Source organism: Streptomyces umbrinus (assembly GCF_030817415.1).
In the GTDB taxonomy this organism is placed as follows: Bacteria; Actinomycetota; Actinomycetes; order Streptomycetales; family Streptomycetaceae; genus Streptomyces; species Streptomyces umbrinus_A.
Genome location: NZ_JAUSZI010000002.1, coordinates 762,811 through 785,508, shown reverse-complemented (window position 1 = coordinate 785,508; position 22,698 = coordinate 762,811). Strand labels below are relative to the sequence as shown.

The 22,698-nt window shown below is 69.1% G+C and carries 21 protein-coding genes and 2 pseudogenes; 13 read left to right on the top strand and 10 right to left on the bottom strand.

Annotation, left to right across the window (positions count from 1 at the left end):
• Positions 1-74 precede the first annotated feature (74 nt).
• Positions 75-443: a hypothetical protein gene (locus QF035_RS04185; RefSeq protein WP_307518194.1), complete on the top strand. Its 369-nt coding sequence runs from the start codon at positions 75-77 to the stop codon at positions 441-443.
• A gap of 81 nt (positions 444-524) precedes the next feature.
• Here QF035_RS04185 and QF035_RS04180 read toward each other — a convergent pair whose 3' ends face one another.
• Positions 525-1,199 carry a GOLPH3/VPS74 family protein gene (locus QF035_RS04180; RefSeq protein ID WP_307518193.1) on the bottom strand — a complete coding sequence of 225 codons (675 nt, stop codon included), beginning with the start codon at positions 1,197-1,199 and terminating at the stop codon, positions 525-527.
• A gap of 214 nt (positions 1,200-1,413) precedes the next feature.
• Here QF035_RS04180 and QF035_RS04175 point away from each other — a divergent pair, with 214 nt between their 5' ends.
• Positions 1,414-1,971: a GNAT family N-acetyltransferase gene (locus QF035_RS04175; RefSeq protein ID WP_307518192.1), complete on the top strand. Its 558-nt coding sequence runs from the start codon at positions 1,414-1,416 to the stop codon at positions 1,969-1,971.
• Between the two features lie 251 nt (positions 1,972-2,222).
• Here QF035_RS04175 and QF035_RS04170 read toward each other — a convergent pair whose 3' ends face one another.
• Positions 2,223-4,466 (bottom strand): MMPL family transporter, encoded by a 2,244-nt coding sequence (locus tag QF035_RS04170; protein ID WP_307518190.1) that lies wholly within the window; start codon positions 4,464-4,466, stop codon positions 2,223-2,225.
• A 242-nt stretch (positions 4,467-4,708) separates the two neighbouring features.
• Here QF035_RS04170 and QF035_RS04165 point away from each other — a divergent pair, with 242 nt between their 5' ends.
• The 3 genes from QF035_RS04165 to QF035_RS04155 all read left to right on the top strand — a co-directional run bounded on the left by QF035_RS04165 (position 4,709) and on the right by QF035_RS04155 (position 7,109).
• Entirely contained in the window at positions 4,709-5,455 is a 747-nt protein-coding gene (locus QF035_RS04165) for a TetR/AcrR family transcriptional regulator (protein WP_307518189.1), read from the top strand.
• Between the two features lie 95 nt (positions 5,456-5,550).
• Positions 5,551-5,967 carry a YciI family protein gene (locus tag QF035_RS04160; RefSeq protein WP_189842512.1) on the top strand — a complete coding sequence of 139 codons (417 nt, stop codon included), beginning with the start codon at positions 5,551-5,553 and terminating at the stop codon, positions 5,965-5,967.
• A complete protein-coding gene (locus QF035_RS04155) occupies positions 5,964-7,109 on the top strand; it encodes an RNA polymerase sigma factor (protein WP_307530889.1) in 1,146 nt (381 codons plus the stop codon). Before QF035_RS04160 ends, QF035_RS04155 begins: the two co-directional genes overlap by 4 nt.
• A gap of 9 nt (positions 7,110-7,118) precedes the next feature.
• Here QF035_RS04155 and QF035_RS04150 read toward each other — a convergent pair whose 3' ends face one another.
• Positions 7,119-7,982 (bottom strand): LysR family transcriptional regulator, encoded by an 864-nt coding sequence (locus QF035_RS04150; RefSeq protein WP_307518188.1) that lies wholly within the window; start codon positions 7,980-7,982, stop codon positions 7,119-7,121.
• 69 nt (positions 7,983-8,051) lie between these two features.
• Between QF035_RS04150 and QF035_RS04145 the strand changes: the two genes are divergently transcribed.
• The 3 genes and pseudogenes from QF035_RS04145 to QF035_RS04135 all read left to right on the top strand — a co-directional run.
• Positions 8,052-8,954: an EamA family transporter gene (locus QF035_RS04145; RefSeq protein ID WP_307518187.1), complete on the top strand. Its 903-nt coding sequence runs from the start codon at positions 8,052-8,054 to the stop codon at positions 8,952-8,954.
• Between the two features lie 121 nt (positions 8,955-9,075).
• Positions 9,076-9,646 (top strand): annotated as a pseudogene (locus QF035_RS04140) (dihydrofolate reductase family protein).
• Positions 9,647-9,669: 23 nt separating this feature from the next.
• A pseudogene (locus QF035_RS04135) lies at positions 9,670-9,795 on the top strand (DUF6411 family protein); the annotation flags it as partial.
• 213 nt (positions 9,796-10,008) lie between these two features.
• Here the strand turns inward: QF035_RS04135 and QF035_RS04130 are convergent.
• From QF035_RS04130 to QF035_RS04120, 3 genes are all read right to left on the bottom strand, one after another.
• Positions 10,009-12,792, bottom strand: coding sequence for a Tat pathway signal protein (locus QF035_RS04130; protein WP_307518186.1), 2,784 nt, complete (start codon positions 12,790-12,792; stop codon positions 10,009-10,011).
• A gap of 347 nt (positions 12,793-13,139) precedes the next feature.
• Entirely contained in the window at positions 13,140-13,589 is a 450-nt protein-coding gene (locus QF035_RS04125) for a spore-associated protein (protein WP_307518185.1), read from the bottom strand.
• Between the two features lie 170 nt (positions 13,590-13,759).
• Entirely contained in the window at positions 13,760-14,242 is a 483-nt protein-coding gene (locus tag QF035_RS04120) for a MarR family winged helix-turn-helix transcriptional regulator (protein WP_307518184.1), read from the bottom strand.
• Positions 14,243-14,293: 51 nt separating this feature from the next.
• On the opposite strand from QF035_RS04120, the gene QF035_RS04115 reads away from it, so the two are divergent.
• Positions 14,294-14,761: a nuclear transport factor 2 family protein gene (locus QF035_RS04115; RefSeq protein WP_307518183.1), complete on the top strand. Its 468-nt coding sequence runs from the start codon at positions 14,294-14,296 to the stop codon at positions 14,759-14,761.
• Here QF035_RS04115 and QF035_RS04110 read toward each other — a convergent pair.
• Both QF035_RS04110 and QF035_RS04105 read right to left on the bottom strand, forming a co-directional pair.
• Positions 14,689-15,309: an AAA family ATPase gene (locus QF035_RS04110; RefSeq protein WP_307518181.1), complete on the bottom strand. Its 621-nt coding sequence runs from the start codon at positions 15,307-15,309 to the stop codon at positions 14,689-14,691. The two genes, QF035_RS04115 and QF035_RS04110, sit on opposite strands and share 73 nt — an antisense overlap.
• A gap of 166 nt (positions 15,310-15,475) precedes the next feature.
• Positions 15,476-16,087 carry a TetR/AcrR family transcriptional regulator gene (locus QF035_RS04105; RefSeq protein WP_307518179.1) on the bottom strand — a complete coding sequence of 204 codons (612 nt, stop codon included), beginning with the start codon at positions 16,085-16,087 and terminating at the stop codon, positions 15,476-15,478.
• A gap of 361 nt (positions 16,088-16,448) precedes the next feature.
• Between QF035_RS04105 and QF035_RS04100 the strand changes: the two genes are divergently transcribed.
• Both QF035_RS04100 and QF035_RS04095 read left to right on the top strand, forming a co-directional pair.
• Positions 16,449-17,465: an MFS transporter gene (locus QF035_RS04100; protein WP_307530887.1), complete on the top strand. Its 1,017-nt coding sequence runs from the start codon at positions 16,449-16,451 to the stop codon at positions 17,463-17,465.
• 96 nt (positions 17,466-17,561) lie between these two features.
• Positions 17,562-18,560 (top strand): alpha/beta fold hydrolase, encoded by a 999-nt coding sequence (locus tag QF035_RS04095; RefSeq protein ID WP_307518178.1) that lies wholly within the window; start codon positions 17,562-17,564, stop codon positions 18,558-18,560.
• A 224-nt stretch (positions 18,561-18,784) separates the two neighbouring features.
• Here the strand turns inward: QF035_RS04095 and QF035_RS04090 are convergent, their stop codons facing one another.
• Positions 18,785-19,246: a hypothetical protein gene (locus QF035_RS04090; RefSeq protein ID WP_307518177.1), complete on the bottom strand. Its 462-nt coding sequence runs from the start codon at positions 19,244-19,246 to the stop codon at positions 18,785-18,787.
• Between the two features lie 436 nt (positions 19,247-19,682).
• Here QF035_RS04090 and QF035_RS04085 point away from each other — a divergent pair, with 436 nt between their 5' ends.
• Together QF035_RS04085 and QF035_RS04080 are read left to right on the top strand one after the other, a co-directional pair.
• Positions 19,683-20,171: a MarR family winged helix-turn-helix transcriptional regulator gene (locus QF035_RS04085; protein WP_307518174.1), complete on the top strand. Its 489-nt coding sequence runs from the start codon at positions 19,683-19,685 to the stop codon at positions 20,169-20,171.
• Entirely contained in the window at positions 20,168-21,454 is a 1,287-nt protein-coding gene (locus QF035_RS04080; protein ID WP_307518173.1) for an MFS transporter, read from the top strand. Before QF035_RS04085 ends, QF035_RS04080 begins: the two co-directional genes overlap by 4 nt.
• Before the next feature lie 98 nt (positions 21,455-21,552).
• Here QF035_RS04080 and QF035_RS04075 read toward each other — a convergent pair whose 3' ends face one another.
• A complete protein-coding gene (locus QF035_RS04075) occupies positions 21,553-22,320 on the bottom strand; it encodes a YhjD/YihY/BrkB family envelope integrity protein (protein WP_373466603.1) in 768 nt (255 codons plus the stop codon).
• Positions 22,321-22,698: the final 378 nt, after the last annotated feature.

Below are 22,698 nucleotides of genomic sequence, written 5' to 3'. Positions count from 1 at the left end.
CCGGGCACTCTACTGAGGGGCGCCGGGAGGGGTCCCGAGTAGGAGAGAACCCCACCGATACCAAGGAGGTTCAGATGCTCGAAGGTGTACTGATCGCCGAAAGCCTGCGGGTCGGGGCCCAGCTGACCGGGATCCCACTGCAGGTCACCAAGCTGACACGGGTCGAGATGACCGACCCCGGGCAGGGCCAGCCACGGTTCTGGACGTTGCTGGACTTCGCCGCCGATGAGCTCGAAGCCGAGCGACTCGCGGATCAGCTGGCGTCCAGTCTCTCGTCAACGGGAGGTTGGTACACGGACTTTCACACCTCGCGCGACACGTTCGTGATCTTTGCCGACAAGGTCTTCCGCTACCCCCGCGGGCAAGCCGAAGGCCGTCGCGAAGCTCTGGAGTACGGCCGCTCCGTCGGTGTCCCTGAACAGCAACTCGACTGGCGCGCCTGATCCGGGGGCCCGCTCGCGCGGAGCACGGAGCCCCGGAGCATGGGGAGTTGCGTGATCGGCAGGACAAGTCCCGGCTGCGCCCTAGTTGGTGACGGTGACAGCGACAGCGGTCCCCACAGAGACCGCTGCCACGGTCCGCATCACAGCGGTGTTCACCGCTTCGGCGCCCCAACTGGCCTGCTCCAGTTGCTTCGCACGCTTGTAGACCTTGCCCGACCACGGGATGGAGCGGTGCAGGCTCGGCAGGGTGCCGCTTGCGGAGAGGAGCCCGATCACCGCCGCCGTACGGGCATCTGGCTCCTCGCCATAGGCCAGGACGGCGCGGACCTTCTCCAGGAGGGCCTTCTTGTGCTGGGTGTCCGCGGCCGTCGTGGAAGTCGAACGGAACACGCCCAGCGTCTTCTTGCTCTCTCGGCGCAGCATGCCCCGCTCGACGAGTCGGTCGAGAAGGGTCTCGCCCAACCCGGTGCCGATCTCGATGAGGAGGGTCTGCACACCTCGCAGTCGTTCGGCGACCTTCTCATGGGCGGTCTGGAGCACGGGGTCCGACAGCGGCTCGCCGGAGACGGCGTGGACCTTCAGACCGTTCATTCCCTTGTCGTTCTCGTCGACCGTGATGTGTCCGTCGAGGCCGAGCTCGACGAGAACGGCGCCGCCGAGGGTGTAGTACAGCGTGCCGGCTCCCGCGATCGCTCCCGACTTGTCGTCCATCAGCAGCAGCATCAGATCTTCGACAATGAGGGTCTTGTTCTGCATGGTCCATTTCCAACCGTTGGCGTCCGGAGAGGCCCTCGGGAGCGGGCCTCAGCCCAAGCTAGGCCCGAATGGACAGTGAGAATGGCGGGGCCTGTCATCACTGTTCATGACAGACGTCATGCGTGTCGCAGCTGCTGGCTAGGTGGGGGAGGAGCGTCCTCATGCGCTTTGGAGGCTCCTGTTTCAAATCTCGGCCATTGAACATGATCGTCCTATGAGTCGGCGCCGGGTGACCTTGGACAAGATCGCTTCAGAGGACTGGTCGGCGATTCACTCGTGGGCATGTCGCTCGGAGGCGTGCCGCTACCAGGTGTGGGGACCGAACACGGAGGCTCAGACGCAGGAGTTCGTGGAGGGTGCGGTCCGAGCCTGGTCGGACACGCCCCAGTGCCGGTTCCCTTTTGTCGCCCGCCTGGCGGGCAACGTTGTGGGTATGGGCGAGCTGTTCGTTCGCAGTCATGTCCAGCGCCAAGGCGAGATCACATACATCGTGCATCCGCAGGTCTGGGGGCAGGGCATCGCGACGCAGATCGGGCGGCAGCTCCTCGCATACGGATTCGGCGAGCTGGGGCTCCACCGAATTCATGCCACGTGTGATCCGAGGAACGTCGGCTCCTCCCAGGTACTGGCCAAGCTTGGCATGACGCACGAAGGAAGCCTTCGGCACACTCGGCTGATCCGCGATGGCTGGCGGGATTCCTTGATCTTCGGCGTGTTGGAAGACGAATGGCCCTCGGCTGCCCAGGGGACGCCGTCCGCTCGCAACTGCTGAGTGAGGTGTTGGGCGGCTCACGGGTCGTCTGCCTGTCTGCCGACGGAGTTGCCGTCCGGCGTGCGGTGAACGAGGCCGAAGCCCGGGGCGACCAGGCGCCAACTGGCCTTCGGGTGACCGTAGTTCGTCGCGGCTGCCTTGGAGCACACGCTCTGGCGAGCCGGCCGCGTCGATCGCCGCGTGCCCATGCGCGGCAGTGCCCGCCTCTCGTGTGGCAGAGGCGGGCACACGGCGGTGGATAGCTCGGTCGGTCAGACTCCCGTCGAGTTCTTCACGTACGGCGGCTCCGCCGCGGACTCCGGTGCGGCCGTGGGCGTGGGGCCGCCCTCGCTGAGGCCGAACCGCCCGTGGAACTTTCGCAGGAAGCCGGGTGCGTACCAGGCCGAGCGGCCGAGCAGGCGCATCGCGGCGGGGACGAGGATGCCGCGTACGGCGACCGCGTCGATGAGGATGGCCAGTCCGCTGCCCAGGCCGAACAGCTGCATGAAGCTGAGCTTGGCCGTTCCGAAGGCGAAGAAGCTCACCGCGAGCAGACAGGCCGCCGCGGTGACGATGCGTCCCGTGTGTCCGAGGCCGTTGGTCACGGCGGACTCGTTGTCCTCACCCAGGTCGTGGAGTTCCTTGATCCGGCTCGTGACGAACACCTCGTAGTCCATCGAGAGGCCGAAGGCGATGCAGAACATCAGCACGGTCATGGACACATCCATCGGCTGTGCCGTGAAGCCGAGCAGGGAGGAGAGGTTGCCGTCCTGGAAGATCCAGGTCATGACGCCGAGGGTCGCTCCCAGGCTGATCATGTTCAGGACCAGCGCACGCAGCGGCTGTACGACGCTGCCGGTGAACAGGAAGAGTAGGAGGAAGGTGGTCAGGGCGACCAGGGCCACGGCAAGCGGGAGCCGGCTGCCGACGGAGTCCTTGGAGTCGACCAGTACGGCGTCGACTCCGCCCACCAGGGACTGTGACCCGGCGGGCGGGGCGACCGCCCGTACATCGTCGACCAGGTTCTGGGCCGCGTCGGACTTCGGCGACAGGGTGCTCACCACGTTGATCTGCTGCGCGTCGGGGCGGCCGAGGGCGGCGTTGCCGGGGTCGGTCGCCGTGGACCCTCCGTCGGCGTAGGTTCCCGTGCTGGTCTCGACGCGGACGACACCCTTGAGTCCGGACAGTTCGACCGCGTACGACTCCAGGGGGGCCTTGCTCACGGCTTTGTCGATGACGACGTGGAGGGCCGCGCTGTCATTGCCGTTGAACTTCTCCTGCAGTACCGACGAGACCTGACGGCTCTCGGAGTCCTCGGGCAGCACGCGTTCGTCCGGTGTGCCGAAGGCGATGCCGAGGAGCGGGCTCGCCGCGAGCAGCAGGACCGCGAGCACGGGCAGCGCGGTGAGCGCGGGCCGCCGCATGACGGTGCCGGCCAGCCGTCCCCAGAAGGGGGCCCGGGTGTCGGAGCGGCCACGGTTCGCCTTCGCCCACGGCAGCCGCCCGCTGTTGACCCGGTGCCCAAGGACGACGAACAGGGCCGGCATGACGAACAGAGTGCTGACGGCCGCGATGGCGACGACACCGACGCCGGCATAGCCGAACGAGCGCAGGAAGTACTGCGGGAACACCATGAGTGCCGCGAGCGCGGCCGCGACCGTCGCGGCGGAGAACGCGACCGTACGGCCCGCGGTGCTCACCGTCCGCCGGACGGCGTCGTCCACGCTCGCCCCTGCTTCGAGCTGCTCCCTGAACCGGCTGACCATCAGCAGCGCGTAGTCGATGCCGAGGCCGAGGCCCAGAGCCGTGGTCAGGTTGATCGCGAAGATGGAGACGTCGGTGACGCTGCCGAGGATGAACAGCTCCGCGAACGTGCCCATGATGGCGATGATTCCGATGGCCAGCGGCAACAGGGCCGCGACCATGCTGCCGAAGACGAGCAGCAGCAGGACGAGGGTGAGCGGTACCGCGATGCCCTCGGCCAGTACGAGGTCCTCGCCAGACTGAGTGCCCATTTCGCTGTTCACGGCGGCACCGCCGCCTGCCTGGACCGTGAACGCGTCCTTGTACGGTCCGGTGTAGGCGTCGATGACGCTCTTGGCGTTCTCGTCCCGCTCGGTGCCCTCACCCTTCACATGCGCGAGGACCATGGCCTCGCGGCCGTCCTTGGAACGGAGATCGGGGCTGCCCGTGTCCCAGAACGAGACCACGTTCTCAAGGTTCTTTTCCTTCTTGAGGTCGGCCGCCAGGGCCCGGCCACTCTGCTGGGCGGCCGAGGCGTCGACACGGCCTTCGGAGGCGCGGACCAGCAGGACCAGGTTCGTCTCCCCGCCGAACTTCTCGTCGATGACCTTCGCGGCCCGGGAGGACGGGGAGGCCGGGTCGTCGTAGCCACCTCCCAGCAACTTGCCGAACGCGCCGGCGCCCAGGACTCCCATGAGGGCCACCGCCACGACGGCGACGACGAGTACCAGCCGCGACCGGCGAATCGCCAGTTCGGCTATGCGTTCAAACACGCCCGATCTCCTTTGATGTCCATACGGTGAAAACGACGCGAAACGGCCGGAGTTGACCAACGCGGGGGCCGGCGCGGCGCTCTGCGGAGTCTCTTCACCCCGTCAGAAGCAGGTGCGGTGTCGCACTCTTCGTCGCCGGGAGAGACGTTAGTGACGCGGCAGAAGATTTGGCAGTGTTAGATTTTCTTCACACCCAGCAGATTCCGGGTGGCCCACAGAGGCGGCCGTCGTACGGTCGCCGTATGCCCGCGAAGGAACACGCAATGGCCCCGCCCACCCTGCGCCAGCGACGCCGGGCCGCCGCCACACAGGAGATCCTGGACGCCGCCGAGCTCCACATCGCCGAACGAGGACCCGCGGCCCTGTCCCTGCGAGGTGTCGCCCGCAGCCTCGGAATGACCGTGCAGGCGCTCTACCACTACTTTCCGAGCCGGGACGCCCTCGTCACGGCGCTCGTCACCAAGGCGTACGACGACCTGGCCGATGCCGTACAGGCCACCGTCGACACCGCGCCGGACGACCCGGCCCTGCCGCGCCTGGTGGTCGCGGCCGAGGGATATCGCGCATGGGCCATCGCCCACCCCGAGCGCTTCCAACTCCTCTACGGAACACCGCTGCGGGACTACGCGGCACCGGTCGACGGCCCGACCACCCAGGCGACGCGCCGGATGAGCTCGATCTTCGAGCGCGAGATGTTCGACGGGTTCACCGCGGAGCAACTCGCCGCGGCCGACACCCCCGCGCTCTCTCCCTCACTTCTGGAATACCTGGGACAACTGCCCCATTACGGTTTCGGAAATCTGCCGCCGGCCTCGACCGCTCTCCTGCTGAGCGCGTGGGGACACCTGCACGGCCTCGTCGTCCTGGAGGTGTTCGGGCACACCTCATTCCTCGGTGACCACCAGGCCGAGATCTTCCGCATGGCGATGCGGACCCTGATCGATGACATCCACCGCCGGATCCCCGCACACGTGAGCAAGCCGCACTAGAAAAACTTGGACGGCGATGTCGAGAACCCGTGGCCTGCTCCGTCCCTGCAGTGAACGGGACCACAATGGGTCGCACGGCACCGAGGAGAGACATCATGGCCAAGTACCTGCTGCTGAAGCACTACCGGGGCGCCCCGGCCGCGGTCAACGACGTACCCATGGACCAGTGGACGCCCGAGGAGATCTCGGCGCACGTGCAGTACATGAACGATTTCGCGGCGCGGCTGGAGAAGAGCGGCGAGTTCGTCGACAGCAAGGCGCTGGCTCCGGAGGGGACGTTCGTCCAGTACGGCGGTGAGGGGCGTCCGCCGGTCACCGACGGGCCGTTCGCGGAGACCAAGGACCTCATCGCCGGCTGGATGATCATCGACGTCGACAGCTACGAGCGTGCCGTCGAGCTGGCGGGGGAACTGTCGGCCGCCCCCGGGGCGGGTGGCAAGCCGATCCACGAGTGGCTGGAGCTGCGTCCGTTCTACAGCGCGCCCACGGCCACGGAATGCACTTGGAAGTGAACGAGGCCCTCCTCAGGAGCCTCACGCCGAACGTGCTCGGGATCCTCGTCCGCCGCGGAGCAGACTTCGCGGCGGCCGAGGACGCCGTGCAGGACGCGCTCATCGAGGCGGTCCGCGTGTGGCCCGCCGACCCGCCGCGCGATGCGAAGGGCTGGCTGGTCACCGTGGCCTGGCGCAAGTTCCTCGACGCGACCCGGGCGGACACCGCCCGCCGCCGGCGTGAGGACCTCGTCGACGAGGAACAGGCCCCCGGGCCCGCACCATCGGCGGACGACACGCTCCAGCTCTACTTCCTGTGCGCCCACCCGTCGCTGACGCCGTCGTCGGCGGTGGCGCTCACGCTGCGCGCCGTCGGCGGGCTCACCACCCGGCAGATCGCCCAGGCCTACCTCGTGCCGGAGGCGACGATGGCCCAGCGCATCAGCCGGGCCAAGCGCACCGTCTCCGACGTGCGCTTCGACCAGCCCGGCGACGTCGCCACCGTGCTGCGCGTCCTCTACCTGGTCTTCAACGAGGGCTACTCCGGCGACGTCGACCTCGCCGCCGAGGCCATCCGGCTCACCCGGCAACTCGCCGCCGTGATCGACCACCCCGAGGTGGCGGGACTGCTCGCCCTCATGCTGCTCCACCACGCCCGGCGCGCCGCCCGGACCGCACCCGACGGCAGCCTCGTGCCGCTCGCCGAGCAGGACCGCGGACGCTGGGACACCACCTTGATCGCCGAGGGCGTCGAGATCCTGCAGGCGGCCCTGGCCCGCGACCGGCTCGGTGAGTTCCAGGCCCAGGCCGCGGTCGCGGCACTCCACGCCGACGCGCCCACCGCCGAGGAGACCGACTGGGTGCAGATCGTCGAGTGGTACGACGAACTCGCGGGCCTGACCGACAACCCGGTCGTCCGGCTCAACCGCGCGGTCGCCGTCGGCGAGGCCGACGGACCACGGGCCGGCCTGGCAGCACTCGCGGCGCTCGACGACTCGCTGCCCCGCCACACCGCGGTGGCCGCCTACCTCCACGAACGTGACGGCGACCTCACGACAGCGGCCCGGCTGTACGCCGAGGCGGCCCAGAAGGCACCCAACCTCGCGGAACGCAACCACCTCACCCGCCAGGCCGCCCGCCTCAACACCCGCCGTCCTCGCTGACGCCTTGCGTCAAGTGCTCCCGTCCGCGATGACCTGGCGTGCGAGTGCCAGCAGGTCAGGGATGGCAGGGTGCCCAGGACCCTCCCGCCAGGCGAGGACGACGGGAACGGTCGGCGCGTCCGCGAGGGGGCGGTAGACGGGCGAGGGATGCGTGTAGTTGCTCGGGGTGGCCGACGTGGAGACCCCTATGGAGCGGCCCGCGGCGATGGCGATGAACCATTCGTCGGTGTTGGTCACCTCGATGGTCGCGACGGGTCGGGCCGTCGGTGGCCACAGGTCCGTCGTCGTGGTGCCTGTGACGGTGTTGAGGGCGATCGGATGGGCGGCGAGGTCTGCCAGGGTGATCCGGGGGAGAGCCGCCAGCGGGCTGTCCGCCGGCATGACCACCTCCCGTTCCTCCGACAACAGCGGCTCCGTGCGGAGCCCGGCTGTGGTGACCGCGCCGCGCAGCAGGGCCGCATCGACCTTGCCCTGCGTGAGGCCCGCCGTACGGTCGTCGACGCGGAGCAGCTCCAGCGGAATCCCGGGGCGCGTCTGGTCCCAGCGGCGCAGCAACGGGATCGTGTGGTCGCCGAGCGCCGCCCAGGTGTGGCCCAGGCGCAGCGGCCAGCTTCTCAACCCCCGGGGATCGAGGGCGGTCTCGACGGCGGCGAGGGCGGCGAGTGCTTTGTCGCGGAAGACATGGCCCTCGGCGGTCAACTCCAGGTGGTGTGTGGAGCGGTCGACGAGCCGGGCGCCCAGGTGGTCCTCGAGCTGGCGCAGAGTGCGGGAGAGCGCGGGCTGACCCAGATGGAGACGGGTGGCGGCGCGGGTGACGTTGCCCTCCTCGGCGATGGCGAGGAAGGCCCGCAGGTGCCGCAACTCGATGGTCATGCCTCGGGAGCATAACCGCAGCGGAATCGGCATTTCACGCGGTGCTGCCGGATCCATAGCGTGAAGGGCATGACATCCACGTCGAGCCACTCAACCACGAGGACAGCCGCGCCTGTTCTCGTGCGTCACGCCGCAGGACGCGGCACCCTTGCCGGCGTAGGGCTGGTGCTGGCCGGGACGGTTTCGGTGCAGTTCGGGTCGGCGTTCGCCGCGCTGTTGTTCCCCCGGGCCGGGGCGCTCGGAGTGGTCGCGCTGCGGGTGACGTTGGCCGCGGTGCTGCTGCTGGTGGTCACCCGGCCCCGGCTGCGTGGCCACTCGCGCGCGGACTGGGCGGTGGCCGGCGGATTCGGCCTGGCCCTCGGCGGCATGAACATCCTCTTCTACCAGGCGATCGACCGTATTCCATTGGGGGCAGCGGTCACCCTTGAGGTGCTCGGGCCGCTGCTGCTGTCGGTCATCGCCTCGCGCCGCGCCGCCGGCCTCCTGTGGGCCGGCCTCGCGCTGGCGGGGGTCTGCCTGCTGGGCAGGGGCGGCTTCGGGCACCTGAACGTCGCGGGTGTGGCCTTCGCGCTGAGTGCCGGGGGAATGTGGGCCGCGTACATCGTCCTCAACGCCCGTGCGGGCGCCCGCTTCCCGCGGCTGGACGCTCTCGCGATCGCGATGGCCGTCGCCGCGCTGGTCAGTCTGCCGCTGGGCATCGGGGCGTCGGGCGGGACGCTGCTGGAACCGGGGGTGCTCGGTCTGGGCCTGGCGGTAGCGGTGATGAGCTCGGGGGTGCCGTACACGCTGGAACTGCTTGCCCTGCGTCGGCTGCCCGCGGCGACGTTCGCGGTACTGACGAGTCTGGCGCCCGCCCTTGCCGCGATGGCCGGCTACCTGGTCCTGGACCAAGGGCTGTCGCTGCCGCAATGTGCCGCGATCGCACTGGTGGTCACGGCGAGCGCGGGCGCGGTACGTACGGGCAGCCGCTGAGACGAAGACCCGGCCGTACCGTGGCGGATCCTGCCGGCCGCCGACCGAAGAGTCTGCGCCCTTCCACGCCGGTTCTGCAGCACATTGAACCCATTCCGATGCGAGACCCCAGGAGGCCGAAGTGTCCACATCAGTACTCGACATGTCGATGTCACTCGACGGGTACATCGCCGACCCCAACGACTACCTCGGCGGCGAAGACGGCGAGCGGCTGCACCATTGGTCCGCTCCGGACGGACAGTCCGGACAACTGTCGGCGCCCGCAAGGCAGTTCGCGGACGAGATCATCGCGACCGGCGCTGTCCTCGCAGGCCGGCGGACCGCAGAGCTCATGGACCACTGGGGCGGCGACCACCACGGTGTCCCCACTTCGTGCCCAGCCACCGCCCGCCCGGCCCAGCAGCCGGTGGGGCTATCCGCTGGTGACATACGTGGCCGACGGCATCGAAAGCGCGATGGCACAGGCGAAAGCCGCGGCCGGGGACCGGAACGTCCTGGTACACGGCGCGTACACGGCCCAACGGGCGCTCGCGGCCGGGGTACTGGACGAGGTGCAGATCCATCAGATCCCGGTGCTGCTCGGTGGCGGCCATCGGCTGTTCGACGTCCTGCCGTCGCAGATCGAGTTGGAGGTCGTCCAGGTGATCGAAACACCGGAGGCGACCCACATCCGCTACCGGGTCTGCCGCTGAGCTGGTCGATCAGCGGCGTGGAGCGGGCCGCGGGCAAGGCGCCGGGTTCGCTGGGCAGGCTGCTGCGCAAACCCTTCAGCAGCAGCTCCCGAGCCGTCGGCCACAGCGGCGCCGCGGGCCGTCGTACGCGGGGCCATATGCCTTTCTGACCGGCCGCCCGCACCCGCCCGGCGCTCTCACCCGAGACGTTCGGCGAGGAGGACCTGTCGAAGCGCCGCGTCGAGCTGGCCTCAGCGCCAGCGGTGACTTGGTCGCACCGCTGGCGCCTTGCCGTTCCCGACCGGGCGCCAAGTCCATTGCGACGCTTTGAGCGTCCTGTCGAACTTTGCCGCCGGGATGGTGTGCGTCGACGCAGTAGCCGACTAGCTCCCGGGCGCCACCGTGACCTTGGTGCCCGTCTTGGCCGTGCGGGTGGCCTTGGGGGCGCCAGCGGTCTGCATTTCGGGGCCGGGGGTCACGGTGAATGTGCCGCGCAAGAACTCGCAGCAGGTGGTGATCACGCTGACGTTCCAGGCACCGGCGGCCGCGTCGGACAGATCGACGGTCGCGGTGAGTGTCCGGTTGTCCGCAGACACCGACTGCGTCGTGGCGGTGAGGGTCTTGCCGCTCCGGGTCAGCCGTACGGTGGCGTTCGCAGGCAGCGCGGTGCCGGTCACCGTGAGTGTGACCTTGCTGCCGGCGGCTCCGGTGCCCGGGCCGACTGTGGTGACCGTCACCCTGTCCGGGCCGCAGGGCTCGGAGGTGCAGGCCAGTTTGGCGCTGTAGGCGGTGCTGGACGCCTTCTCCGGCAGGCCGAGCACGAACAGGCTCGGGCTGGCCGTCGAGGACGAACCGCCGACCGCGCACAGACTGCCGGAGGATGACAGTGTGCAGCCGTTGTTCCAGGCGCTGTTGTACAGGGCGGGCACCGCGGTGGCGGTGGCGCCGGTGGTGTCCGTGATCTCCGCGTTGAAGCGGTCGAGACCGGCAGTGGGCAGGACCGCGCACACCGCGGTATGCGACTCGTTGAGTGTTCCGGTGACCGGCCCATAGCCGTAGGACACGGACGGGACTCTGGTGCACTCCGGCGACGGGCCGTCCGCGGTCGCGATGCGCAGGGCGTCCAAGTGGTACTCGGGTGCGGCCTTCAGCGTGGCCGGAGTCTGCACCAGGACCTGGTGGGTGGTGGACCCAGTGGCCGCGCAGGAGCGGTTGCGGAATGAGCACTCGGCGGTGCCGTCACCGCCGAGGACGACGATATTGGCGGTGCCCAGCGTGTCCCGTACGTCGAGGTGGATGACATCCGTGGTGGCGTCGGTGGTGACCTGATGGCAGTTCAGAGAGCCGGGGTCGCCGTACGTACCGAGGACGGACGGGCCGCCGACCTCGGCCGCGGTGGTCTGCGCACAACCTGCCGAGGGGGCGGTCGAGGTGACGTCGCGCCGAGTCAGCGTGTAAGTGGCGGACTGGTCGCGGCCGGTGAAGAGCACGGTGTGGGCCACACCGGGGGTCAGCGGGCAGAGCGTCCAGCCGTTGGTCGTGGCAATACGGTCGCAGACCTTCTTGCCGGTGGAGTCCAGCACCGAGAACTTCGCCGCTACACCGCCGGAGGTGGCGATCAGCTGGAAGACCTCGACGTCACTGTGCGCGCCCGCCGGGACACTCAAGCATTGCGCGAAGGCACCGTTACCGGTGGTCAGCGTGGCCTTGGCGCCGTTGGCCGCAAAGCTTCCTGCGGACAGGACGGGGCAGTCGTTCGCGGCATCGGTGCGGTGGAAGGCGATGGAGTACGGACCCGTCGCGTCCTCCCCGCTGTCGTCGGTGTGTACCAGCGCGCGGAAAGGAGCCGGACCGGCCAACTCACAGTCACCGCTGCCCAGTTCGGATGCGCTGCACTGGGCCGTGCCGTCCCGGTCGAGAACCTCCACGTCGACGTCCACGCCGGAGGAGGAGAGCGGGGTCAGCGCGGCGATCCTGGCGCCCTGTGGAGCGTCCAGTGCCAGGCAGTCGTACTGCCCGACTGTTGTCAAATCGCCCTGGTACAGGCCCATCCCGGTCGCCAGACACCCGGCGTTGGAGGCGCGGCCGAGGACGGCCAGGCCTGCCCGGGAGTCAGGGAAGGGATATGTGCCGTCGAGGACGGCCGTGTAGGTGCCCGGCGCCTTGATCGGGCACGGGTCGGCTCCGTACCGGCACACGCTCAGCCCGGCCGCGTCGTAGACCCGGGCCACCTCGACGGCCCGGTCCTCGCTCACGGAGTGCACGGTGTACGGGCCTGCCATGCCGGTGGTGAAGGTGAAGCACGGGTTGGTGGTGAAGTCCTGCTGCTCCAGCGGGCCGTACGGGCGGACCGGCGCGGTGGTGCAGCCCTGCGGGTCGCTGAGCCGACGCACCTTCACCGCGTACTCGGTGGGGAAGCCGTTCTCCGCGCGCCATACGGTGGAGATCGCCCGGTAGGGGCCGTCGCCGGGGAGGAGACAGCTGTCCTCGTTGTTGTCCGGGAACCGCTCGCAGATACGGGCGCCTGTCGCATCGGTGATCCAGGCGAGGGAGTCGCCGTACACCTTGGAGCCGTAGGTCAGTCGGACTCGGTCGCCGTGCTCGCCCTCGAAAGGCTGGCAGTCGACTTCGACCGGACTCACGGTCGTACGGGTGGCTTCCGGCTGGTCCCAGTTCGTGCCGGCGGTGTCCGCGCAGCCCCGGGTCGAGCCGAGTGGCACGAAGGTGACCGATGTGTCCTCGTCCTCCCAGCCGGTGTTGACGACCCTCAGCGTGTAGGTGCCGGCCGCAGGCACCGTGCACATGCCTTGCGTGGTGTATGCGTCGCCGGAGCAGTCCACCATGCTGCCGTCGGCGGCGACCAGTTGCCTGGTCATCTTGTTGCCACTGCTGTCCAGTGCCGGTGCCAGATAGAGGCCCGGTGTCACGACGGTGACGGTGTAGCAGACGCTTGAGTCGGGCGCGACACGGGCCTTGCCGACGGCGTCGCCCGGGTTGCCGAAGGGTGCGAGTGCGAGCGGCGTGCACTCCTCGTCGGCAGCGACGGCGGGGCTTGCCCCGGTCAGGGTCAGCAGTGAGGCCAACAGCGCGGTGAGAGCGGCGAACACGGCCGGAAACAAGGCCGCCCGCCCCCGTCTCGCAGGCAGACTGGAGTCGTCGTCCGACATGGAATCCCCTCTGGATCATTGGTAGTTGAGGCGATATTCGCACACAGGTGTGACACAGCACTCATGAATATCCAGGGGCTCAAGAAGGCGCTGTCTCGTAGTGGTGGCAGCTGTCAGGTCGGCGATCGGCGTGGGTCGTGCGAATGGTCAGGCCCACGTACTCCCTGTGTGGGGCGAACGCGCCCCCGCCCTGGCAGAACTCCATGAGTCTGCCAGGGCGGGCCGAACCACTACGGGTTCCCGTGCGAGCGGCTGGTCGTGGGCGCGGTCGCGATGACCGTCGGCTCCGCATGGTCGGGTGGCGGGAGTCGGCGGTACGGGAAGGCGGTGGCCGGGGGAGGAGCGGGTCAGCGGGTGAAGGTGGCCCGGTGCTCCTTGAGCGCCTGACAGTTGGAGCCGGTTATCTGCACGTACACGTTGTTGATGTGGCCGCCCCAGTCGACGCAGTGGGCCTTGCCGTACACGTAGGCCGGACCCGCGTACGACGTGTACCGCCCGTAGTCCTCCGCACCTTCGTCGGTGTCGGGGACGTAGATCCAGGTGGACATGTCCACCGCGGTGCCGGGGTTCTTGCGGATCGTCGCGACGCAGTTCTCGCCGTTCGACGAGTTGTACGTCAGGTAGACGGTGCCCAACGAGCCGACGGGCGCCGAGTTCACGGTCTTGTAGCTGCTTCCGCAGACCTTCTGCGGTGTGGTGTTGGGTGCGGCGGAGGCGGGCGCCGCCAACGCGGTGGTGGCCCCCACCGACAGGGCTGCCAAAGCGGCGCCGGTCAGGACGGAACGGTTGAATCTCATATTTCCCCCTTGTGCTTCTTGCAGGCGTTTGCTCCTGCCTGGTGTGACACGCGGGGCATCCGAATGGTTGTGCATGGTTCGCGCTGGGATCCCGCGCCGAGGAAACGCGCTCCGGCCCAACACGCTCTGGGTGCCTGTCTGTTGAGCGGTACCGTTCCTCGGGCTCGGCTCTATCGAGGTGGCCTGACCTCGCGGCGCTGGATGGCGGCAGTGCCTCCGAGGTCGTCGAGAAGGTCGGCCAGCAGTGTGCGGGCGGCGTCGAGGGCCGCGGTGCCGAAGCGCTGCCGGAGTCGTTCCTCCAGCGCCGCCCGGGCATCGCGGGCCGTGGCGACGGCTTCGTGGCCGCGGGAGGTGAGCGTGACGCGGCGGATGCGGGCGTCGTGGGGGTCCGGGACGCGTTCGGTGTAGCCGAGGCGCTCGAGTTCGGCGACTGCTTTCGAGGCGCCCTGCTGGGTCATGTCGAGCTTCTCGGCGAGGTCACCGATGGTGGGCCGGGCATGGAGGAGGTGCTGGAAGACGTAGCCGTGGGACATCCGCAGGTCGGGGAAGCCGTTGGTGGCGAGTTCCGCCTGGACGGCGGAGGTGGCGGCGAAGCCCACGAACAGGGTGAGGGTGCCGGTGTCGAGGTCGTGCGGGTCGAGTGGCTGTTGCATGGGTCCACTCTGCCATTTGACAACCTTGGTTGTGAAACTATGGTTGTTGGTATGTCGGAGCTCAGCGAGCACCCCAACGTCCGCACAGCGGTCCGCTATCACCAGGCGGTTTCCCGCTTCGCTGTAGGCGAGGAACTCGCCACCTTCTTCGACCCGGACGCGGTCCACACGCAGCTGCCCAACGCCCTCTTCCCGGACGGCAGCGTCCGCCCTCTGCCGGACCTGATCGCCGCCGCACAGCAGGGACGGCAACTGCTCGCCGACCAGCACTTCGAGGTGATCAACGCGGTCGCCGCCGACGGGCAAGTCGCCCTGGAGGTCACGTGGTCCGGGACGCTGGCCGTGTCCCTCGGCGACCTGACCGCAGGGCAGGTCCTGCGCGCCCACATCGCGGCGTTCCTCGAATTCCGCGACGGAAAGATCATCGCTCAACGCAATTACGACTGCTACGAGCGCTTCCGCCCTGCGACTCCGGGCGAGACCGATCGACACGCCGAGGACGCGGAGAGCTCGCCCTGAACGTGGGATGTCGGGCCGGCGTTGACGCGGGCAAGCACGCTCTCGGCCAGTTCCTGCGGGGTCAGCTCGCCGTCCAGGAACACGGTGTCGCCGGGCAAGGTGTCGGCCGCGGTCGTGCACGGCTCGATCCTGTCTTTGCACCACTGCCGGACCCGTTCGTCCTTGGCGGGATCGTCGGGGGTGAAGCTCCGTCCGTCGATCCGCTTCACCAGGACTTCCGGCGGGATTTTGAGAAAGAAGTGGTGGGTGACGATGCCCGCGTCCTTGAGTGCGCCGAAGATCTCGCCGACATACCCGGGATCGACCAGCGTCATGGGCACCAGGACCGGGCGCTGATACTCCTGGACCAGACCCACGGCCAGGTCAGCGACCTGCCGCCGCCACAGTCGCAGATCCTGGAAATCGCCGGTCGGCACCTCGACGATCTCGCGCAGCACATACCCGATCATCTCCGGGTCACAGACCAGCGCCTCAGGCCAACGCGGACGCAGTTCATCCACCAGCGTGCTCTTCCCGCTGCCGAACGCACCGTTCACCCAGACGATCACACGCTTCTCCCACCTCATCGTCAGCGACCTGCGTCCTGGGGATTCCGTGCCCAAATCACCTCGCAGCGCCAGGACGGCGTCATTCACCATGACAGATCATGGCCGAACGATCGCCAACTCGGGCCCAAAGCCACTGACTTGCGGGGTCTGGCGGACCCGGTGCCCGTCAGTTCTGGGTGACGTCCTCGGATGCTGCTCGGGCGAGGGTGTCCGCCACCGTTGTGCAGGCGAGCCGGGCCACGGAGCGCAGCTCGGCGTCCGAGGTGCCGGCACGGCTCAGGACGGCCAGCGACTGGTTGACGGCGACGACGAACGTGGCGAGCTCGTCGAGGGTACGGGCGTCGGCCGAGGAGTCCGCCAGCGCCGCGCGCACTCGTTGGCGCTGCACGTCGAGCAGGCCACGCACCTGACTGCTGTTCTCCTCCTTCAAAGTCAGTGACTGCGCGGCGGACTGGGCGATGAGGCACCCCACGGGGACCGACGGGTCGGCGATACGGCCCAGGACCACATCGAAGAATGCCTCGACGGCGCGCACCGGGTTGCCGGGGTGTGCCGCGAGTGCCTGCTCGTACTGTGCGCCGTAGATCGACGCATAGCGGTCGAGGCACTTGCCGAACAGGGCCTCCTTGTTGCCGAAGGCGCCGTAGAGGGAGCCGCGGCCGAGGCCGGTAGCCGAACCGAGGGCATCGAGTGAGGCGTCCGCGTACCCGCGCTGCCAGAACACCCGCATGGCCTGGTCCAGGGCCGCACTGATGTCGAACTGCTTCCTGCCGGACACAGCGTGCACCTCCCGATTCGTGTTCCTGTTGTCCGTTTCGTGTTCCTGCTGTGAGCCTACCCGCATCTTGGACCGATCGGTCAAATTATCTTTGACCGATCGGTCCAACATGGTTGGCGTTGCGGTCAGTGGTTCTCGCACTCGAAAGGCCGCACGATGATCGACGACATCACCCCAGACGTCCGCGTACAGGCGGGTCCACACGTCAACGGGCGCCGACTGTGTGCCGGATTCTGGCTCGTGGCCGCGGTGTACACCCTGGTCATGCTGGGTGGGACGCTGCCGATTCCGCTGTACGCGCTGTGGGCGCCGCAGATGCTTCACCACGACGCTGATATTCGCCGTCTATGCCTTGGGCACCATGCTCGCGCTGATGGTGTTCGCGTCGCTGTCCGACCGCGTGGGCCGGCGTCCCCTCCTGGCTGCCGCGGTGCTTGCCGCGGCCACGAGCACGGCGCTGTTCCTCCTCGCCGACGATGTCGGAACCCTGCTGGCGGCACGGTTCCTCTGCGGCCTGGGTACCGGTGTCTTCACCGCCACGGGGACCGCCGCGCTGGGTGAACTCGCCGGAGCCAAGAACACCCGGCGGGTGTCGACGGTCTCCACGGCGGCGAACATGGGCGGGCTGGGGCTGGGTACCGTTGCCGCCGGTCTGTTCGCGCAGTACGGGGTGGACCCCGCACACCTGGTCTTCTGGGTCTACCTCGCCGGCCTGGTACCGGCGTTCCTGGCCGTCATCGTCACCCCGGAGACCGTCACGGCCCGGCGGCGCCTTGCTGTGTCCGTGCGCCGCCCGACCGTTCCCGGCCGACGTGAGCGGCGGACCGAGTTCCTGCGGGCCGGCACAGCCGTCCTTGCCGCGTTCGCGGTCAGCGGCCTGTTCTCGTCGTTGGTGCCGTCCTTCCTCCGGGAACAGTTGCACGTCCACAACGTCGCGGCTGTTGGCGCGGAGGTCGGGCTGCTCTTCATCGTCGCCCTGATCGCGCAAGTGGCTGCCCCGGAGCGGTGGGTGTCCGGGCGCTGGCCGGCGCCGGCATTCCTCGTGGCGGGGGTCGCGGTGTTCGAGGCCGGGCTGCGGACACGGTCATTGCCTACGTTCGCCGCCGGAACTCTGCTCGCGGGTACCGGCATCGGCCTGGCCTTCCGTCGAGGCGTCGGGGTGACCCAGCGGCTCGCCGACCCGCGGCGCAGGGCGGATCTCCTCTCCACGTACTTCTTGTTCGCCTACACCGGCACGCTCGTGCCCACGCTGGCACTGGAGCTCCTCGACCAGACCATCAACCAGGACGTCGCCACCCTGATCCTCGCCGTCGCCGTCGCCGTCGCTGCGACGCCCCTCGCGAACGCGCTGAGCCGCCGCACTGCCGCCCCTGCCTGAGCGACCACCGCACTGGAGCGACTCCGCCCCTCCTCCTGCCCTGCCCGCTCCACGAAACCTCGTCAAGTCCTGCAAGCCCCACGACAAAGGATGGTCATGAGCCCGCTGCCCACTCACCTGTGCACCCACCTTCCCAAGCCCGAAGGCCCCGGTTCCGTCTCTCAGGTGCCGAACCTCCCGGCCCGATTCGCCGAAACCTTCACCAGCCGGTACGTCGACACCGGTGAACTGCGCCTGCACGCCGTCACCGGCGGTGAGGGCCCTCCGCTACTGCTGTTGGCCGGCCGGCCCCAGACCTGGTACGCCTGGCGTCTCCTGATGCCGTCCCTGGCTCAGGACTTCCAGGTCGTCGCGGTCGATCCACGTGGTGTCGGGCTGTCCGACAAGCCTCTGGACGGGTACGACACCGGCACGCTCGCACGCGACATGGTGGCGCTGATGGACTCGCTCGGGCATCAGCACTTCGCCATGGTCGGTCACGACGTCGGAATGCGGACCGGCTACGCCCTGGCCGCGGACCACCCTGACCGGCTCGACCGCCTGGTCGTCGCCGAGGCCGCGATTCCGGGACTGTCTCCTTCACCGCCTCTCTTCGGCAGCCAGGAGGCCAACGACCGCCTCTGGCGCTTCGCCTTCAACCGCCTCACAGACGTCAACGAGCAATTGGTCAGCGGACGGGAGCATCTCTACTTCGGTCGCCAGTTCGCCACGAAATCCGCGAAGCCGCTGCCCGACTACGCCGTCCAGCACTACGTCGACACCCTTGCTGCCGACCCGGAAGCGCTGCGAGCCAGCTTCGAGTTCTACCGCGCACTCGATGCGACCATCGCGCAGAACCAGCAGCGCCGGACCCGACGGCTGTCGCTCCCCGTCCTGGCGATCGGGGGAGCGGAGAACATGGGCACATCGGTCAGCGAGACGATGAAGCTCGCCGCCGACGACGTGGAGAGCCTTGTCCTCCCGGAGTGTGGCCACTACCCAGCCGAGGAAGTCCCAGAGGCGATGTTGGCCGCGCTCACCGCGTTCCTGGCCCCGTACCGGCACAGGCAGACCGCGTCAGACATTCTCACGGTGGTCCGGGGCGCCGAAGGCTAGCCCGCGGTGCTCCAGGCACTGCTGACAACTCCCTTTGGAGACCCGCGTGTTGGGATCGAAGCACCCGGCCGGGCCGCCCAAGACCTTGTGGACACCGGGCCCGGGCGAAGCGCGGTTCAGTGCTCCGTGGGCTCCGTGGGCTCCGTCGGCTCCGTCGGTCCGGTCGCGCGGGCGTACGCGGTGCGCGTGGAAACCGGGCCTGACGACAGGTCAGGGACACCGGGTCAGGACAGGCCGGTCGAGCCCGGGACGCCGTACCACGTGCTGCCTGCGCCGTCGTTGTCGATGTCGACGTAGATCCGTCCGTCACCGGTGTGGCCGCCCGAGGCCGCCTTCCACGGGGACGTGCAGTCGGTGTTCACGCCATCCGTGCTGTTGACCTGGTTCGTGAAGTCGCAGGTGCGCTTCGTGACGGTGCGGTCGCCCTTCTCGAGCCGGGCCTCGATCTTGAAGGCCTCGACCTTGCGCTGGCCGCCTCCGTCGTCGACCTTGCCGTAGCCGTGCCCGCGGAACTTGCCGCCCTCCGACTTGTCGACGCAGAACGAGTACTCGATGTCGATGTTCTCGCCCGACGTGTCGAGCTCCAGGAGCAACGGCCCGCTGTTGCTGCAGTGCTGAGTGTTCGCCTGGGCGGCAGGTCCGACGACGAGTGCGCCTCCGAAGGCCAGGGACGTGGTCGCGAACACTATGGAAACGCTCTTGAAGTGACGTGCCATCAGGCACATACCCCCATGATTGTCGAACGGCCGGGTCGTTGCCGTACCCGGCCCGGAACCTCCAAGCTAGGGCCGAGTGGATCTTCGGGCGAGCCCTCATCGTCAACCGTCACAGACTGGTCACCGGCGGTGCACGGGCCTTACCACCGACTCCGGTGGTGGCGACGTGCACGTGCCGGCTCTCGACCACGGGATGGCCTCTCCTGAGTCGACGCGCTGAACCGGGACCTGAATCAGGCGGCCGTGGTCGGCGGGCAACTCGCCGAGGCGGTCGAAGTGGTGCGCGCGGTCGAGGAGTTCGGGGGCGGGGCGCCGTCGTCCTGCTTTGCCAAGCCCCGTGGCCGCTGCAACTCAAGGCTCAGGTGAAGGCCTGCCTCGATTATCGCAGCGCTGTTATATTAGCGCTGTGACATATTCTGATCCCACGGCGCTGCCCGATCCCTGGCAGTCGCTGCACAAGCTGCTGGCCGCCATGGACGCCGAGATCGAGCAGGTCTACGTCGAGCGTGGCATCGAGGGGGTGCGGCCGCGGTTCGCCTATCCGCTGATCCGGCTTGCCCACACCGGCCCACTGACCATCCGCGAGCTCGCACAGTCCTTGGACCGCTCGCACTCCGCGATCAGCCAGACCATCGCCGCCATGCGCAAGGAGGATCTGGTCACCTCCGAGCCGGGTCCCGACGCCCGGACCCGGCGGATCGACCTGACCGAGCGCGGCCGGTCGCTGGTGCCGTTCCTGGAGGCCGAGTGGCGCGCCACGCACGCGACGGTCGCTGAGCTGGACGCAGAGATCCCGTACGCGCTGACCACCGTTGTCGAGGAGGTGCGCCGGGCGCTGGAGCACCGGTCCATGCGGCAGCGGATCCTCCAGCACCTCGTCGAGCCAGCGGGATGAGCCGGCGCGTCCGGTTCCTCGACACCCGTCCGCTGCGAAGCAGTCGACCGTTCCGCGACCTGTGGATCGGCTCCTCGGCCTCCCAACTCGGCGGGCAGATAGCCACCGTGGCGGTGCTGGCCCAGGTGTGGGACCTGACCGGCAGCCCGGTGGGCACCGGCGCCATCGGGCTCGCCACCGGCCTGCCGATGGTGCTGTTCGGGCTGCTCGGCGGCACGTTGGCCGATTCCGTCGACCGCCGTGCCGTGGTGCGGGCCACCGCCGCGGGCCAACTGCTGGCCGCCGCGGGGTTGTTGGCCCAGGCTCTGGCGGACAACCGAAGCGTGCCGCTGCTGCTCGCCCTGGTCGCGATGGGGACCGCCTGTGGCGCGCTCGGCGCCCCTGCCCGGCGTACGTTCCCGGTTAGGCTGCTCTCCTCCGACCAGGTCGCGGCCGGTCTCGCGCTGACCAACGTCTCCTTCCAGGCGGCGATGCTGGCCGGGCCCGCGCTGGCCGGGCTGATCATCGCCCGCTGGGGCTTCCCGGCCGCGTACGCCGCACAAGCCATGACCGTCGCGGTCTCGATGCTCGCGGTGATCCGCCTCCCGGCCATGAAACCGGAGGGCGTCGACGCGAAGGGCGGCAGGCGCCGACCGGAACGCGGCGGCTGGGGGATCGTTCTGCGCCGTCCGACGCTGTGGGGCTCGATGGCCGCCGACCTATCCGCGACGTTGCTCGCCATGCCCATCGCACTCTTCCCGCTGGTCAACGAAATCCGCTTCGACGGCAACCCGCAGACCCTCGGCCTGTTCCTCTCGGCCGTCGCGGTCGGCGGGATCACAGCCGGTCTGCTGTCCGGCACGGTGACGCGCTGGCGCCGTGGCGGCCTGGTCCAGTTGACCGCGGCCGGCGTCTGGGGCGTGGCGCTGGCCTGCTTCGGCCTGGCCGGGCCGCTGTGGCTGGCGCTCGGCTGCCTGGCCGTGGCGGGCGCCGCCGACACGGTGTCCGTGGTTACCCGCAGCGATCTGGTCCAGTTGGAGACCCCGGATGCGTACCGGGGACGAGTTTCCTCCGTGGAACACGTCATCGGTGTCGCGGCCCCCGAACTCGGCAACTTCCGAGGCGGCCTGCTGGCGTCGGCCACCTCCGCCTCCTTCTCCCTCGTCGCCGGCGGCCTGTCCGCCGTCCTGGCGATTGCCGCCGTGGCCGCGGCCAATGCTCCCCTCCGCGCCTACCGCACGCCGACTGGCGCCGCGGAACCAGCCGACCGCGAGGTTGCCGACGCGGCGACGGCCGCTGGGTAGGTGTTCCAGCGGTGTGCCAACGGCTTGCCCTCTGACTTCGCTACGAATCCGTCGGGCAGGTGGGCTGCCTCGTCCAGGCCGACGAGAGCTTCGGAGCCTCAGCGTTTCCGTGAGCGGGAGCGGGAGCCGTTGCGAGAACGGTGGGGATGGGGGTGCGGAACATGGTGCGGTTCGTGGACGTACCAGTAGCGGCCGAGCAGGGCGCCGCCGAAGACGACGAAGCCGACGCCGATGAGCCAGGACGTCACGATCAGTACGGTGCCGACGGAACCGTACGAGACCGCGTTGCTCACGATGAGCGGGGAGAAGACCAGGGAGGAGAACAGGCGCAGGCCGCCCAGGCCCACCACCGTGGCGATGGCGCCCGGCAGGAGAGCGCGCCAGGGGATGCGGCCGCCCAGCAGGAAACGCTGCCCCCACCAGAAAAAGAGCCAGCCGAGCAGCGCGGACAGCCCGATCCGGCCCGATGAGCGCAGGGTTCCCGACCCCAGGACGGCCACGCTCTGCGCTTCGGCGAAGAGGTAGGCCGTCAGAGCGACGAGCCACACCACGCGTCGCCATACGGTGTGCCAGCGCCCGGCCGGCAGGTCCCACACCTTTTCGTACCCGGTCTGGACACTGCCCGCGAACGTCACGCCGAAGAGCGCGAGCAGCACCACACTCAGGACGCTGGTCGTGCTCAGGACTTTGCCGGGTGCGGCGAATACGTCCTGTACGGCGTCGGCGGGGCGTCCGGACAGCCCCATGCCGTCGACGATCCACAGGGCGAAGCCGCGTTCCTGGATCGGGAGGGCCGCCGCGACCACGATCAGCAGCGGGGCGAGCGTCACCAGTCCCAGCGCCGCGAAGCCCATGGCCCGGTGCATCAGCTCCACTTCTTTGCCGCGCCGCCATACGTGCGTGCCCCGGTCGTGGAGGAAGTGCCCTAGTTCCGCCGAACGGTGCTTGCGGCTTGGGAGGTGCGTCCGGCTCTTGGCCCTGCCAGTGCTTCTGCATCTGCCCGGTCGGCTGGGGTGCCCGGAATGCTCCGCCCCCGCAGAGTCCGAATGCCCCGTTGAGCCGGACGGCTCAGAGGGCTCAGACGGCTCAGACGGGTCCGAATGGCGGGGCATGTCCCGCGCTCCGCTCCAGTGCGAGAGGGTGACGAGTGCTGAGAGGAACGCGAAGGCCGCGAGCATCGTAAGGGTTACGAGGGCTGCGGGAAACCTGCAGCAACGGTGGCACGACCCCGTGGCGCATGCGTG